We start from the raw sequence: 14,448 nt of genomic DNA on the forward strand, positions 1-14,448 counted from the left end.
GGCGATGTGACCGATTCGTCGCTCGGGGGCCTGCGGCCTGCGGGGCGTGGCCGGCGTCTACCCTCGCCGCATGGCCTCATCCGTCGCGTTCTCCCACGACTTCCCGTTCGACCCGGCCTACGGGTACGACGCGCCGGACGCCCTGCTGGACATCCCGGCCCCGCCCGCCCCGGAGGGCTTCGACGCGTTCTGGCGGGAGCGGTACGCGCGGGCCCGCGCGGTCGACCCGCGGCCGGTCCTCGGCCCGGTGGAGGAGGAGCGCGACGGCGTGCGGATCCACCGCGTCGCCTACACCTCCGTGGGCGGCGTCCGGCTCGGCGGCTGGCTCGCCCTGCCCGCCGAGGGGCCCGTACGGTACGGATTCGTCGTCGGGCACGGCTACGGCGGCCGCCAGGAGCCCGGCCGCGACCTTCCGGCGCCGCTGCCCGGGGCCGCCGTGATCCTGCCGTGCGTACGGGGCATGGGGGAGCGGGGCCGGGTGGACGGCATCCCGGACCTGGCCGCCGAGCACGTCCTGCACGGTATCGGCTCCCGCGACACCTACGTCATCGGCGACTGCGCGGCCGACCTCTGGTGCGCCGCCTCCGCCCTGACAGAACTGGTGCCCGAACTGGCCCGGGCCGGACGTCCGGGCGGGCCCCGCCTCGGCTACCTCGGCGAGAGCTTCGGCGGCGGGCTCGGGGCCCTCGCGCTGCCCTGGGACGACCGCTTCGGCGCGGCCCAGCTCACGGTCCCCACCTTCGGCAACCACCCGCTGCGCCTCACCCTGCCCTGCGCGGGCAGCGGCGAGGCGGTCCGGGCGCACCACCGCGACCACCCCGAGGTCACCGATGTCCTCGGCTACTTCGACGCGGCGACGGCGGCGACCCGGCTGACGCTGCCCACGCTGGTCGCGGCCGCCCTGTTCGACCCGTCCGTGCCGCCGCCGGGGCAGTTCGCCGTATACAACGCGCTGGCCGGCGAGCGCGAGCTCCAGGTGCTGACGGCGGGGCACTTCGCGTACCGGGGGATGACGGCCGAGGCGGCGGAGCTGGACGCGAACCGGACCCGGTTCTTCGGGGAGCGGCTGGCCCCGGCCGTCTGAGGGCCCGGCCGCCGCGGGTCAGGCGGCCGTCTTCGGGGCGTCCACCCGGATCAGCGTCTGCTGCCCGTTGGCCACGAGCTTGCGGCTGCCGTCCTCCTGGACGCCGAAGACCTCCAGCCGGCACACGGTCAGCGTGCGCCCGGACTTCAGGACCGTACCCACGGCCTCCAGGTGGTCGCCGGCGGCGGGCGCGAGGAGGTTGATCTTGTACTCCACCGTGAGCACCTCACTGTCCTCGGCGAACAGCGTCAGGGCCGCGTAACCGCCCGCGCTGTCCGCGATGGCGCTGGTGGCGCCGGCGTGCACGTAACCGTGCTGCTGGGTCACCTCGGGCCGGGCCGGCAGGACGATACGGACGCGGCCCGGCGCGATCTCGGTGATGCGGGCGCCGAGGTGGTGCATCAGCCCCTGGCGGCCGAAGCTGTCGCGGACCCGGGCTTCGGTGGCGGGGTTCGTGCGGTCCTGCCGGGCGTGCTCGGTCATGGCTCTCCTCCGGCGGTATCGGTGTACGGGGCCGGGGCCGGGGCCGGGGTCAGGAGCCAGGTGCCTGGCAGGCGTGGCGGCCGGCCCACCGGCCCTGGCAGGCGTGGCGGGGGCGGCCCGGCCCACCGGCACGCGCCCCGCTCAGCCGCAGCCGCAGCTGGCCCGCCGGGTCACCGAGACCGGCAGCTCCAGCGAGACCGGGGCGCGGCCTGGGTCGGCCAGGCGTTGCACCAGCAGCTCCACCGCCTGCTCGCCCAGCAGCCGGATCGGCTGCCGGACGGTCGTCAGGGGTGGGCGGACGATCCGGCTCAGCGGGATCCCGTCGAACCCGGTCACGGCGATGTCCTCGGGCACCCGCACCCCGCGCCGCTCCAGCGCCTGGAGCGCGCCGACCGCCATCTGGTCGTTGGCGAACAGCATCGCCTCCGGCCGCTCCACCCCCGTACCCTCCGACCGGTCCAGCAGGGTGTCCGCCGCCAGCGCGCCCTCGGCCTGCGTCATCATCCCGGCGCGCAGCTCCGGCCGGGAGGGCACCGGAAGACCCGCGTCCCGGCAGGCCTCCTGGAAGCCCCGGAACCGGGCCTGGGAGTCCGGCGAATCCTCCCCGCCGCCGACGAACGCCAGCCGGCGCAGTCCGTGGTCCTCGATCAGATGGCGGGTCAGTTCGCGCTCGCCCTCGGTGTTGGCCACCACGATGTGATCCAGGTGGTCGATCTCGCGCGGCCCGGCGAGCATCACCACGGGCAGCCGGCGCGATATCACTTCCAGGTCCTCGGTCGGCACGGTCCGGGCCAGTACGGCGAAGCCGTCGACCCGCCCCGCGACCTTCGCCACCAGGCTCTCCGGCCCGCCCTCCAGCGAGGCCGCGATCAGCAGGGCGTAGCCGTGCCGCCGGGCCGCCCGTTCCATGCCCCGGATGATCTGGTCGGAGTAGAGCATGACGGCCTGGTCGTCGTCCGCGTCGCTCGCGGCCGCGGCGGTCTCGGCGTCCTGGTCCGCGAAGTCCGGGAAGCACAGCCCGAGCACACCGGTCGTCCGGCTGGCCAGGCCCCGGGCGCTGCCGCTCGGCACATAGCCCAGCTCACGGGCCGCCTCCATGACCTTCTCGCGGGTCTGGACGCGTACGGAATCGGGGTTCCGGTAGACCCGGGAGACCGTGGCAATGGAGACGCCCGACCGCTCGGCGACGTCGTACACCGTGGGGGCGCTCACTCGACCGACCGTCCGTCCGCTTTTCTTCCGCGAGGCGATCACGAGGCTCGTGAAAGCGCATTCACCCTAAATCCTGGGCCGCGAGAGGAGCAAGGCCGTTCGATCCGGCGTGCCGGGACTCACGCCAGCTCACGCGCGGTCGCGGCCGGGGAGCGAGCCGGGAGTGGGCTGGGAGCGAGCTGGGGTGGGCCGGGGGCGAGCGAAACGTTCCTCCGAGCGGGTGAGCTTGGCCCTCCCGTCCGCCGTGTCGCCGCCCCCTCGCGCGCAGGGGCGTTTTCAGTGGGCGGAAGGAATCAGTGTGATCAACTGCAAATGCCACCACATACGCACTATCCGGTCCATTCCGGTACGGGGTGGTCCGGGCCGGCCCCGGAGGTAACAGCCATGTCCCACGTCGGCGTCCCGCGCGGGACGGTTCGAAAGCGCCGATCGCTCGCGCTCCTCACGACGGGGGTGCTCACGATCCCGGTGCTGGCGGGCTGCAGCTCCGGCAGCGAGGAGACCTCCCGGGGCGTGCCCCAGGACATCGCGCCCGCCGCCCGCGAGACGGTCACCGACGGTTCGACGGTGAACTGGGCGGTCGACGCGCTGCCCGTCACCTTCAACGCCTTCCAGGCGGACGCGGACAGCGCCACCACCCGGATCACCGGAGCCCTGCTCCCGACCCTCTTCCCGATGGACAAGTCAGGGCAGCCGAAGCTCAACCCGGACTACCTGGAGTCCGCGAAGGTCATCGAGCGCGAGCCGAAGCAGGTCGTGCTCTACAAGCTCAACCAGCAGGCCGTGTGGAGCGACGGCCGCGAGATCGGCGCCCCCGACTTCGTCGCCCAGTGGCGGGCGCTCAGCGGCAAGGACTCCGCGTTCTGGACCGCCCGCAACTCCGGTTACGAGCGGATCGAGAAGATCGAGCGGGGCGCGGACGACCTCCAGGTGCGGGTCACGTTCTCCAAGCCCTACGCGGACTGGCGCTCGCTGTTCTCGCCGCTCTACCCGAAGGAGATCACCGGCTCGCCGGACGCCTTCAACGACGGCGCGCGCACCACCCTCAAGAACACCGCAGGGCCCTTCGTCCTGCGCAGCGTCAGCAAGGCCAAGGGCACGGTCACGCTGGCCCGCAACCCGCGCTGGTGGGGCGACAAGGCCAAGCTGGACACCCTCGTCTTCCGGGCGGTCGCCGCCAAGGACCGTACCCAGGCCCTCGCCGACGGCACGGTGGACGTCGCCGACATCGACGCGGCCACCGCCGACCGCATCACCCTCGCCCGCCGCGACCGGGGCAGCAACGGCCAGCCGCCCGCCCACGGCCCGGGCTCCGAGATCACGCCCGCCGCGGCCCTGCGCTCCTGGGCCCTGGCGCACGGCTCCGACGAGGATGCGGCCGAGATCGCGCAGGCCGCCCGGGAGAAGAACCGCAAGGCCGTCGTCGCGTACGCCACCGAGCAGAAGGCCCTGCGCGACTTCGCCGTACGCAAGTCCCTGGAGCCCGCCTACACCCAGCTCGCGCTGAACGGCGAGTCCGGCCCGCTCGCCGACGACCGGGTCCGCCGGGCGGTGGCCCGCGCCCTGGACCGCCAGGAGCTGGCCCAGACGGTGCTGGGGCCGCTCGGCCTTCCGGCGAAGCCGCTCGGCAGCCACCTCGCCCTCGCGGGCCAGCCCGGCTACAAGGACGGCAGCGGGGCGCTCGGCGACCAGAACACCAAGGAGGCCCAGGCCCTGCTGGCGGACGCCGGCTGGACCCGGGGAGGTGCGGCCCAGCTGCCGAAGGACACCAAGGCGGGCAGCGAGGCGGAGAAGAAGGGCGACAAGGACGCGAAGGAGGACAAGGACAAGGACACGAAGGAAGGCGCGGAGGCGGAGAAGGAGACCGCCGAGGACGCGAAGAAGGACGAGGACAAGGACGCGAAGACCGAGAAGAGCGAGAAGGAGAGCAAGGAGGAGAAGGCCGACGAGGAAGCCGAGGACGAGAAGGGCGACAAGAAGGCCGGCCGGGCCTCCGAGGACAGCGCCGCCTCCCGCGACGAGGGCCTCTACATCGTCGGCGAGGACAACAAGCCCGGCGCCCAGGCCCCCGCCCACGCCTCCGCGAGCGGCGCCTCGGGCCTCCACGTCATCGCCCCCGCCCGGACGGCCGCCGCCCAGAGCGCGGCCCTGCTCCACCAGGCCGGTGTCCTCGGTGAGGACGGCACCGTGGCCGCCCAGGACAAGCAGCCCGGCGGCGCCGCCGGAGCGTACGCCCCCGTCGGCACCGCCGCCCCGGCGCCCGCCGCGGCCAAGGGGCAGCTCGGCAAGGACGGCAAGACGCTCACCCTGCGCTTCGTGCTCCCCTCCGGACCCGGCTCCCAGTCGCTGCGCAGCGTCGGCGACAAGATCGCTGCGATGCTGGAGAAGATCGGCATCGGCACGGAGATCACCAAGGTGCCCGACGAGAGCTACTTCAAGGACCACATCGCCTCCGGCGAGTACGACCTGGCGCTCTACTCGTGGCCCGCCACCGCCTACCCGGCCACCGACGGGCGCCCGATCTACGCCAAGCCGGAGCCCGCCACCGACGGGTCGCTCCTCGTGGAGCAGAATTACACCCGGGTCGGCACCGACCACATCGACCAGCTCTTCGACCAGGCGGCCGCCGAGCTGGACGAGAAGGCCGCACGCGAGCTGATGAAGCAGGCGGACGCCCGGATCTGGGCCGCCGCCGGATCGATTCCGCTCTTCCAGCGCCCGCAGCTCGTCGCGGTCGACAAGAAGCTCGCGAACGTCGGGGCGTTCGGTTTCGCGGCCCCCCGGTATCAGGACATCGGGTTCAAGAACCGGCAAGCGGCAGGTTCCCCCGCAGACCGCAAGAAGTAGCGGGTAAATACCACACCCTCCCGCCGCCAAGCTCAGATGCACCTCAAAACCCTTGCCCGCCGGTTCCGCCGGCGGGCAGTGTGGTGTCTGCCCTGACCCGGGCCGTTCATCGCTTCACCGCTCCTCACCCCCCCCACATGGCTCCGCCATAGCTCTGCCCGAATCCGGCCGTCTCCACGGCCCGGCAGTACCTTGACACCGGCTGAATATCGCCTGAATCACACGGGAAGACCGCCTCTGCGGATCCGCCCGGGAAGCCCGGCGGGCCCAGGGCCCGTACGATGGGACGAGCCGTGGCGTGCCGCCCGGCGGGCGTACGAGGACTCGAAGACCGACTGAGACGCCTGATCCCACGATCCGAGAGAAGCGCAAGCCACCCATGCCCACGCGCCACGACATCCGTAACGTAGCCATCGTCGCCCACGTCGACCACGGCAAGACCACGCTGGTCGACGCCATGCTCAAGCAGGCCGGAGCGTTCGCCGCCCACGCCGCCGAGCACCTCGACGACCGCATGATGGACTCGAACGACCTGGAGCGTGAGAAGGGCATCACGATCCTCGCCAAGAACACGGCGGTGAAGTACCACCCCAAGGACGGCGGGGACCCGATCACGATCAACATCATCGACACCCCCGGCCACGCCGACTTCGGCGGCGAGGTCGAGCGCGGTCTGTCGATGGTGGACGCGGTCGTGCTGCTCGTCGACGCCTCCGAGGGCCCGCTGCCCCAGACCCGCTTCGTGCTGCGCAAGGCGCTGGCCGCGAAGATGCCGGTCATCCTCTGCATCAACAAGACGGACCGTCCCGACTCCCGGATCGCCGAGGTCGTCGACGAGACGTACGACCTGTTCCTGGACCTGGACGCGGACGAGGACCAGATCGAGTTCCCGATCGTCTACGCCTGCGCCCGTGACGGCGTCGCCTCGCTGACCAAGCCCGAGGACGGCACCGTCCCGGCGGACAGCGAGAACCTGGAGCCGTTCTTCTCCACCATCCTGTCGCACGTCCCGGCCCCCGAGTTCGACGAGGACGCGCCGCTCCAGGCCCACGTCACCAACCTGGACGCCGACAACTTCCTCGGCCGTATCGCGCTCTGCCGCGTCGAGCAGGGCGAGCTGCGCAAGGGCCAGACCGTCACCTGGATCAAGCGTGACGGCACCATGTCCAACGTCCGCATCACCGAGCTGATGATGACCGAGGCGCTCACCCGCAAGCCCGCCGAGGTGGCGGGCCCCGGTGACATCTGCGCCGTCGCCGGATTCCCGGACATCATGATCGGCGAGACCCTGGCCGACCCCGAGAACCCGATCGCGCTCCCGCTGATCACGGTCGACGAGCCGGCCATCTCGATGACCATCGGCACCAACACCTCGCCGCTCGTCGGCAAGGGCGGCAAGGGCCACAAGGTCACCGCCCGCCAGGTGAAGGACCGCCTGGACCGCGAGCTGATCGGTAACGTCTCGCTCCGCGTCCTGGACACCGAGCGCCCCGACGCCTGGGAGGTCCAGGGCCGCGGTGAGCTCGCGCTCGCCATCCTGGTCGAGCAGATGCGCCGCGAGGGCTTCGAGCTGACCGTCGGCAAGCCCGAGGTCGTCACCAAGCAGATCGACGGCAAGACCCACGAGCCGATCGAGCGCATGACGATCGACTCGCCCGAGGAGCACCTCGGCGCCATCACCCAGCTCATGGCGACCCGCAAGGGCCGTATGGAGACCATGACGAACCACGGCTCCGGCTGGGTCCGCATGGAGTGGATCGTCCCGTCCCGCGGCCTCATCGGCTTCCGTACGGAGTTCCTGACCCAGACCCGCGGCACCGGCATCGCGCACTCCATCTTCGAGGGCCACGAGCCGTGGTTCGGCGAGCTGCGCACCCGTCACAACGGCTCGCTGGTGGCGGACCGTTCGGGCTCCGTGACGCCGTTCGCGATGGTCAACCTCCAGGAGCGCGGTGTCATCTTCACCGAGGCCGGCACCGAGGTCTACGAGGGCATGATCGTCGGCGAGAACTCCCGCGCCGACGACATGGACGTGAACATCACCAAGGAGAAGAAGCTCACCAACATGCGTGCGGCCTCCGCGGACACCACGGAGAACGTGGTCCCGGCCCGCAAGCTGTCGCTGGAGCAGTCCCTGGAGTTCTGCCGCGAGGACGAGTGCATCGAGGTGACCCCGGAGACCGTGCGTATCCGCAAGGTCGTCCTGGACGCCAAGCAGCGAGGCCGCACGGCCTCGCGCGCCAAGCACGGCTGACCCGACGGCCTCAACAGGCCCTGAGGACCGCCCGGACGCCCCTGTGGGCCTCCGGGCGGTCCTATCTGTGTGTCCTCCCACGTCCAGGAGCCCCGGAGCCCCCTGGCCCCGGAGCCGTACGCTCCGTATGCGAAGACCCGCGGCGCCCCCCGATGGCTCGTCGGACGGTCCGTCAGCACAGGCATTGACAGAAGGCCCGGCCCACCACGGACACTGTGGTGGGCCGGGCCTCCGTCAATCGCTTTTCCTGACCGCGGTGTCCGGATATCGGGGGTCGCTCTCCGGAACATGTGTTAACAGTCCGTTTCGGGCGTGTCTGTCTGGGATCGCTTTGTCCGGATTTCGGGCACACGAGAGGGTCTGATGTTGTCAAACCGAGACCCTTTAAGTGTGGTTTACAGCCCGGCCGTACTCAATAGTTGGCTCCATTGAGCTCGGGTCAATGGGTCACGCACTGTGGGGAGTGCCGACTCACGAGCACACTCGGGGCACTGAACGATCACCGTCAGGGGTGTCGGTGAATCTCTCCAGTGCCCTTCTTGTAGTCAAAAGTGGACTCATGAGGAGGAAACCCATGCGCGGTGCCAAGAGCGCCAAGTGGGTCGCGGGAGCGGCCGTCATCGCCCTGGCCGCGACTGCCTGTGGCGGTAGCGACAGTGGTGACGGAGGCAAGAAGAACACGTCGGGTCAGCCCGCCGGGTACGTCTCGATCGACGTCGGTGAGCCCCAGAAGCCTCTGATGCCGGCCGACACCAACGAGAGCAACGGCTCCTACGTCATCCAGTCGCTGTTCACCCAGCTGCTGGACTTCGATGACAAGGGCGAGATCGTTCTCACGAACGCCGAGTCCGTCGAGACCGAGGACTCCAAGACGTGGACCGTCAAGCTGAAGTCGGGCTGGAAGTTCCACAACGGTGAGGCCGTGACCGCGCAGTCGTACATCGACGCGTGGAACTGGTACGCCAACTCCAAGAACGCCCAGCAGAACGCGTTCTGGTTCTCCGACATCAAGGGCTACGAGGACGTCCACCCGGAGAAGGGTGACCCGAAGAGCGACAAGATGTCCGGTCTGAAGGCCGTGGACGACACCACCTTCACGATCGAGCTGACCGACAAGGTCCCGTACTTCAACTACAAGCTCGGCTACGCGACGTTCGCGCCGCTGCCCAAGGTCTTCTACGACGACCCGAAGGCGTTCGGCCAGAAGCCGATCGGTAACGGCCCGTACACGTTCGAGAAGTGGAACCACAAGAAGCTCATCCAGGTCAAGGCCTGGCCCGAGTACCAGGGTCCGAACAAGGCTGCCAACAAGGGCATCCAGTTCAAGAACTACTCGACCGTCGAGGCCGCGTACACCGACCTCGTCTCCGGCAACCTGGACATGATCCGTCAGGTCGGCCCGCGTGACCTCCCGAAGTACAAGACGGACCTCGGTGACGGCGCGATCGAGCAGCCCTACGCCGCGATCCAGTCGCTGAACCCGGCGTTCTACTCGAAGACGTTCAAGGACATCGACCCCAAGGTCCTCCAGGGTCTGTCCATGGCGATCGACCGTGACACCATCACGAAGACCGTCCTGAACGGCACGCGTACCCCGGCGACCAGCTTCACGCCTCCGCAGGTCAAGGGCAACCAGACCCTCGACACGGACATCCTGAAGTTCAACCCGGCCAAGGCCAAGGAGCTCATCAAGGCCGGCGGCGGTGTCCCGGAGAACAAGATCTCCATCCAGTACAACGCCGACGGTGGGCACAAGGAGTGGGTGACCGCTGTCTGCGAGTCCATCCGCAACGCCACCGGGGTCGACTGCGTGGGCGACGCCAAGCCGGACTTCCCGACCGACCTCGAAGCGCGTGACAACAACGAGGTCAAGGGCTTCTACCGCGGTGGCTGGGTGGCCGACTACCCCGTCAACGTGAACTTCCTCAAGGAGCTCTACCACTCCAAGGCGGAGTCGAACAACGGTCGCTTCAGCGACAAGGAGATCGACGACCTGATGGCGAAGGGTGACAAGGCCGACTCGCTCGAGGCCTCCGTCGCCGCCTACCAGGAGGTCGAGAAGAAGCTGGTCGACAAGATGCCGGCCATCCCGCTCTGGTACTACGCGATCAACGGTGGCCACGGCAAGAACGTCGGCAACGTCAAGGTCGACTTCCACGGTGACTTCGAACTGACGGGCGTCACCACGAAGTAACACGCCTGCGGGTCATTCCCCAACTGGCCGTCATCCGCCCGCGCTGCCATCGGCGCGGCCGGAGGCGCGGGGGTCGCCTCTGCCAAGAGGCGGCCCCCGCGCCGCAGTTATCCCCACACGGAGGCACCCATGGGGCGCTATGTCGCACGACGACTGCTCCAGATGATCCCGGTCTTCATCGGTTCGACCCTGCTGGTCTTCCTGATGATGTACGCACTGCCGGCGACCCCGTCAGAGCTCTTGCCGGTGAACAGCACGTAGACGCTACGCAGATCGCCGCGCTGAAGGCCGAGTACGGTCTCGACCAGCCGATCTGGCAGCAGTATTTGAACTACCTGGGCAATCTGTTCCAGGGCGACTTCGGCACCCAGATCGGGACCCAGCGTCCGGTCGCCGAAGTCATCGCCGACGCATACCCGATCACCGTCAGACTGGCGATCTTCGCCTTCGTCTTCACGGTCGTCGCCGGGATCTCGCTCGGTATCATCGCGGGCCTCAAGGCCGAGTCCCTCCGGGACCGCGGTCTGCTCGGCCTGACGCTGGTGCTGATCTCCATGCCCTCCTTCGTGCTGGGCTTCCTCGTTCAGAACTTCTTCGCGTTCCAGCTCGGCATCGCCAAGCCCAGCGTGAGTCTCGAACCGACCAACGGCGAACTGATCATGCCGGCCATGGTGCTGGCGTCGCTGTCACTCGCCTACGTCGCCCGTCTCACCCGTACCTCGGTCGCGGAGAACATGCGCGCCGACTACATGCGCACGGCTGTCGCCAAGGGCCTGCCGCGCCGCCGCGTCATCGGCGTCCACCTGATGCGCAACTCGCTCATCCCGGTCGTCACTTTCCTCGGCACCGACATCGGCTCCCTGATGGGCGGCGCGATCGTGACCGAGGGCATCTTCAACATCAAGGGCGTCGGATCGCTCGTCTTCGAGGCTCTCTCCAAGCGCGAGGGCGCCACTGTCGTCGGCGTCGTGACGCTGCTCGTCATCGTCTATCTCGTCTGCAGCCTGCTCGTCGACCTGCTCTACGCGGTCCTGGACCCGAGGATCCGGTATGCCTGACACCACCGCACTCACCAAGAGCACCGACGCTCCGGCCGCCGCAGCTCAGACGCCGACCACGACGGACTCCGGCCCCGCGCCCGGCAAGCCGCGCAGTCTCTGGTCCGACGCCTGGCACGACCTGCGCCGCAACCCGCTCTTCCTCATCTCGATGGTGCTGATCCTGCTGCTCACCATCATGTCTCTCTTCCCGGGCCTGTTCACCAGCGCTTCGCCGCGCGACGCCAACCTGGCCGAGCATTACCTGCAGAAGCCGAACTGGGGGCACTTCTTCGCCCCAGACTGGCTCGGTTACGACGTCCAGGGCCGTTCCATCTACGCGCGTCTCATCTACGGAGCCCGCGCGTCCATCATGGTGGGCGTGATCGTGACCATCGCGGTCACCGTCACCGGCCTGGTGATCGGGATGATCGCCGGATACTTCGGCGGCTGGATCGACACGATCCTGTCGCGGATCACCGACGTCTTCTTCGGCGTCCCCTTCATCGTCGGCGCCATGGTCATCCTGACGAGTTTCGAGGAGCGCTCCGTCTGGGTCGTCATCCTCTCCCTGTCCTTCCTCGGCTGGACGTCCATCGCCCGTGTCGCCCGTGGCTCGGTCATCACGATCAAGCAGGCCGACTACGTGGTCGCCGCCAAGGCGCTCGGCGCCTCCACCACCCGGATCCTGACGCGGCACATCCTGCCGAACGCCATCGCGCCGGTGATCGTGGTCGCCACCATCGCGCTCGGCGGATACATCGCCGCCGAGGCCACCCTGTCGTTCCTCGGTATCGGCCTCGCCGAGCCGACGGTCTCGTGGGGTATCGATGTCTCCGCTGCGAAGGACCAGCTCCGCAACGTTCCGTCGGTCCTGATCATCCCCTCGGTGATGGTCTCGATCACGGTGCTGTCCTTCCTGATGTTCGGCGATGCGGTCCGCAACGCCCTCGACCCCAAGATGCGCTGAGGGAGGCGTTCGTGACCACCATCGACAAGACGGCCCACGTCCCCGCACCGCGGGAGTCCGCGAGTGGCGACGGCCCACTGCTCGACGTCCGTGACCTGCACGTGGAGTTCCACACCCGCGACGGTGTGGCCAAGGCGGTCAACGGTGTGAACTACACCGTCAGCGCCGGCGAGACGCTCGCGGTGCTCGGTGAGTCCGGTTCCGGCAAGTCCGTGACCGCGCAGACCATCATGGGCATCCTCGACATGCCGCCCGGGAAGATCACGCAGGGCGAGATCCTCTTCCGCGGCCAGGACATGCTGAAGATGTCCAACGAGGAGCGCCGGAAGATCCGCGGCCGCAAGATCGCGATGATCTTCCAGGACGCGCTGTCCTCGCTGAACCCGGTTCTCACCGTCGGCTACCAGCTCGGCGAGATGTTCCGGGTGCACCAGGGACTGTCCCGCAAGGACGCCAAGGCCAAGTCCATCGAGCTGATGGACCAGGTCAAGATCCCGGCGGCGGCGGCCCGTATCTCGGACTACCCGCACCAGTTCTCCGGCGGTATGCGTCAGCGCATCATGATCGCCATGGCGCTGGCCCTGGAGCCGGACCTGATCATCGCGGACGAGCCGACCACCGCGCTCGACGTGACGGTGCAGGCCCAGGTCATGGACCTGCTGGCCGAGCTGCAGCGCGAGTACAACATGGGTCTGATCCTGATCACCCACGACCTCGGCGTCGTCGCCGACGTCGCGGACAAGATCGCCGTGATGTACGCGGGCCGGATCGTGGAGACGGCCCCGGTCGGCGAGCTGTACAGCCGCCCGGCCCACCCGTACACCAAGGGGCTGCTGGACTCGATCCCGCGCCTGGACCAGAAGGGCCAGGAGCTCTACGCGATCAAGGGCCTGCCGCCCAACCTCACGCGCATCCCCGCGGGCTGTGCCTTCAGCCCGCGCTGCCCCAAGGCACAGGACATCTGCCGTACGGACATCCCGCCGCTCGCCCCGGTGACCGAGCGGGACGGTCTCGAGCTGGTCGGCCGCGGCAGCGCGTGCCACTTCTGGAAGGAGACGATCCATGGCTGAGCTCAAGAAGGAGCAGGAGCCCGTGGACGCCACCCCGAACGTCTCCGACGTGGAGACCGTGGACGCGGCGACCGAGGCGGAGGCCGTAGCCGCCATCGACGCGCCCGTCAGCCAGGGCGAGCCGATCCTCCAGGTGCGGAACCTCGTCAAGCACTTCCCGCTGACGCAGGGCATCCTCTTCAAGAAGCAGATCGGCGCGGTCAAGGCCGTCGACGGGATCTCCTTCGACCTGTACGCCGGTGAGACCCTGGGCATCGTCGGGGAGTCCGGCTGTGGCAAGTCCACGGTCGCCAAGCTCCTGATGACGCTGGAGCGGGCCACCGCCGGCGAGGTCTTCTACAAGGGCCAGGACATCACCAAGCTGTCCGGCCGGGCGCTGAAGGCCGTCCGCCGCAACATCCAGATGGTGTTCCAGGACCCCTACACCTCGCTGAACCCGCGTATGACGGTCGGCGACATCATCGGGGAGACCTTCGAGATCCACCCCGAGGTGGCCCCGAAGGGCGACCGGCGTCGCCGGGTCCAGGAGCTCCTGGACGTCGTGGGTCTGAACCCGGAGTACATCAACCGGTATCCGCACCAGTTCTCCGGCGGTCAGCGCCAGCGCATCGGCATCGCCCGCGGCCTCGCGCTCAACCCGGAGATCATCATCTGCGACGAGCCGGTCTCCGCGCTCGACGTGTCGGTGCAGGCCCAGGTCATCAACCTGATGGAGAAGCTCCAGGACGAGTTCAACCTGTCCTACCTCTTCATCGCGCACGACCTGTCCATCGTCCGGCACATCTCCGACCGGGTCGGCGTGATGTACCTCGGCAAGATGGCCGAGATCGGCACGGACACCCAGATCTACGACCACCCGACGCACCCCTACACCCAGGCGCTGCTGTCGGCGGTCCCGGTCCCCGACCCGGCGGCCCGTGAGGGACGCGACCGGATCATCCTCACCGGTGACGTTCCGTCACCGGCTAACCCGCCCTCGGGCTGCCGCTTCCGCACCCGGTGCTGGAAGGCGGAGGAGCGCTGCGCGACGGAGGAGCCCCTGCTGGCGATCCCCGAGCGCTTCGTGGCGGGGGCCACCCCGGCCTCGCATGAGTCGGCGTGTCACTTCGCCGAGGAGCGGGACGTCGTGCACGCGGCGTGACCGTATTCGGTTCCTGACCGGCCGATGCCCGGTTCCCCTCGGGGGACCGGGCATCGTCGCGTCCGCGCCCGCCCCTGCCCGTACGGGGTAAGCCCGCATGCGATACGTGGCGTTATGAGGTGATATGAGGCATTGAGCTACTCGATGACTCTAGGA

Annotated in this window: 9 protein-coding genes and 1 pseudogene; 8 read left to right on the forward strand and 2 right to left on the reverse strand. The window is 69.1% G+C overall.

Annotated features, from left to right (window positions below):
* Positions 1-70 precede the first annotated feature (70 nt).
* Positions 71-1,084 carry an acetylxylan esterase gene (locus ACSMXR_RS24865; RefSeq protein ID WP_473169959.1) on the forward strand — a complete coding sequence of 338 codons (1,014 nt, stop codon included), beginning with the start codon at positions 71-73 and terminating at the stop codon, positions 1,082-1,084.
* A gap of 18 nt (positions 1,085-1,102) precedes the next feature.
* Here ACSMXR_RS24865 and ACSMXR_RS24870 read toward each other — a convergent pair whose 3' ends face one another.
* Together ACSMXR_RS24870 and ACSMXR_RS24875 are read right to left on the reverse strand one after the other, a co-directional pair.
* Entirely contained in the window at positions 1,103-1,567 is a 465-nt protein-coding gene (locus tag ACSMXR_RS24870; protein WP_381906385.1) for a PaaI family thioesterase, read from the reverse strand.
* 141 nt (positions 1,568-1,708) lie between these two features.
* On the reverse strand, positions 1,709-2,779 hold the full coding sequence (locus ACSMXR_RS24875) for a LacI family DNA-binding transcriptional regulator (protein ID WP_218524856.1): 1,071 nt from the start codon (positions 2,777-2,779) through the stop codon (positions 1,709-1,711).
* Between the two features lie 384 nt (positions 2,780-3,163).
* Between ACSMXR_RS24875 and ACSMXR_RS24880 the strand changes: the two genes are divergently transcribed.
* From ACSMXR_RS24880 to ACSMXR_RS24910, 7 genes and pseudogenes are all read left to right on the forward strand, one after another.
* A complete protein-coding gene (locus ACSMXR_RS24880) occupies positions 3,164-5,626 on the forward strand; it encodes an ABC transporter family substrate-binding protein (RefSeq protein ID WP_473169960.1) in 2,463 nt (820 codons plus the stop codon).
* Positions 5,627-6,005: 379 nt separating this feature from the next.
* Positions 6,006-7,880: a translational GTPase TypA gene (typA, locus tag ACSMXR_RS24885; protein WP_137231875.1), complete on the forward strand. Its 1,875-nt coding sequence runs from the start codon at positions 6,006-6,008 to the stop codon at positions 7,878-7,880.
* 574 nt (positions 7,881-8,454) lie between these two features.
* Positions 8,455-10,074: a peptide ABC transporter substrate-binding protein gene (locus ACSMXR_RS24890; protein WP_381853689.1), complete on the forward strand. Its 1,620-nt coding sequence runs from the start codon at positions 8,455-8,457 to the stop codon at positions 10,072-10,074.
* Positions 10,075-10,203: 129 nt separating this feature from the next.
* Positions 10,204-11,132 (forward strand): annotated as a pseudogene (locus tag ACSMXR_RS24895) (ABC transporter permease).
* Positions 11,125-12,081 (forward strand): ABC transporter permease, encoded by a 957-nt coding sequence (locus ACSMXR_RS24900; RefSeq protein ID WP_218524852.1) that lies wholly within the window; start codon positions 11,125-11,127, stop codon positions 12,079-12,081. The pseudogene ACSMXR_RS24895 and the gene ACSMXR_RS24900 overlap by 8 nt, the downstream one beginning before the upstream one ends.
* 11 nt (positions 12,082-12,092) lie before the next feature.
* The gene (locus tag ACSMXR_RS24905; RefSeq protein WP_473169961.1) at positions 12,093-13,151 is read left to right on the forward strand and encodes an ABC transporter ATP-binding protein; all 1,059 of its coding nucleotides are present in this window, start codon (positions 12,093-12,095) and stop codon (positions 13,149-13,151) included.
* Positions 13,144-14,292 carry an ABC transporter ATP-binding protein gene (locus ACSMXR_RS24910; protein WP_387994712.1) on the forward strand — a complete coding sequence of 383 codons (1,149 nt, stop codon included), beginning with the start codon at positions 13,144-13,146 and terminating at the stop codon, positions 14,290-14,292. The genes ACSMXR_RS24905 and ACSMXR_RS24910 overlap by 8 nt, the downstream gene beginning before the upstream one ends.
* The last annotated feature ends 156 nt before the right edge of the window (positions 14,293-14,448 follow it).

This window comes from Streptomyces sp. DSM 106670 (assembly GCF_055792845.1).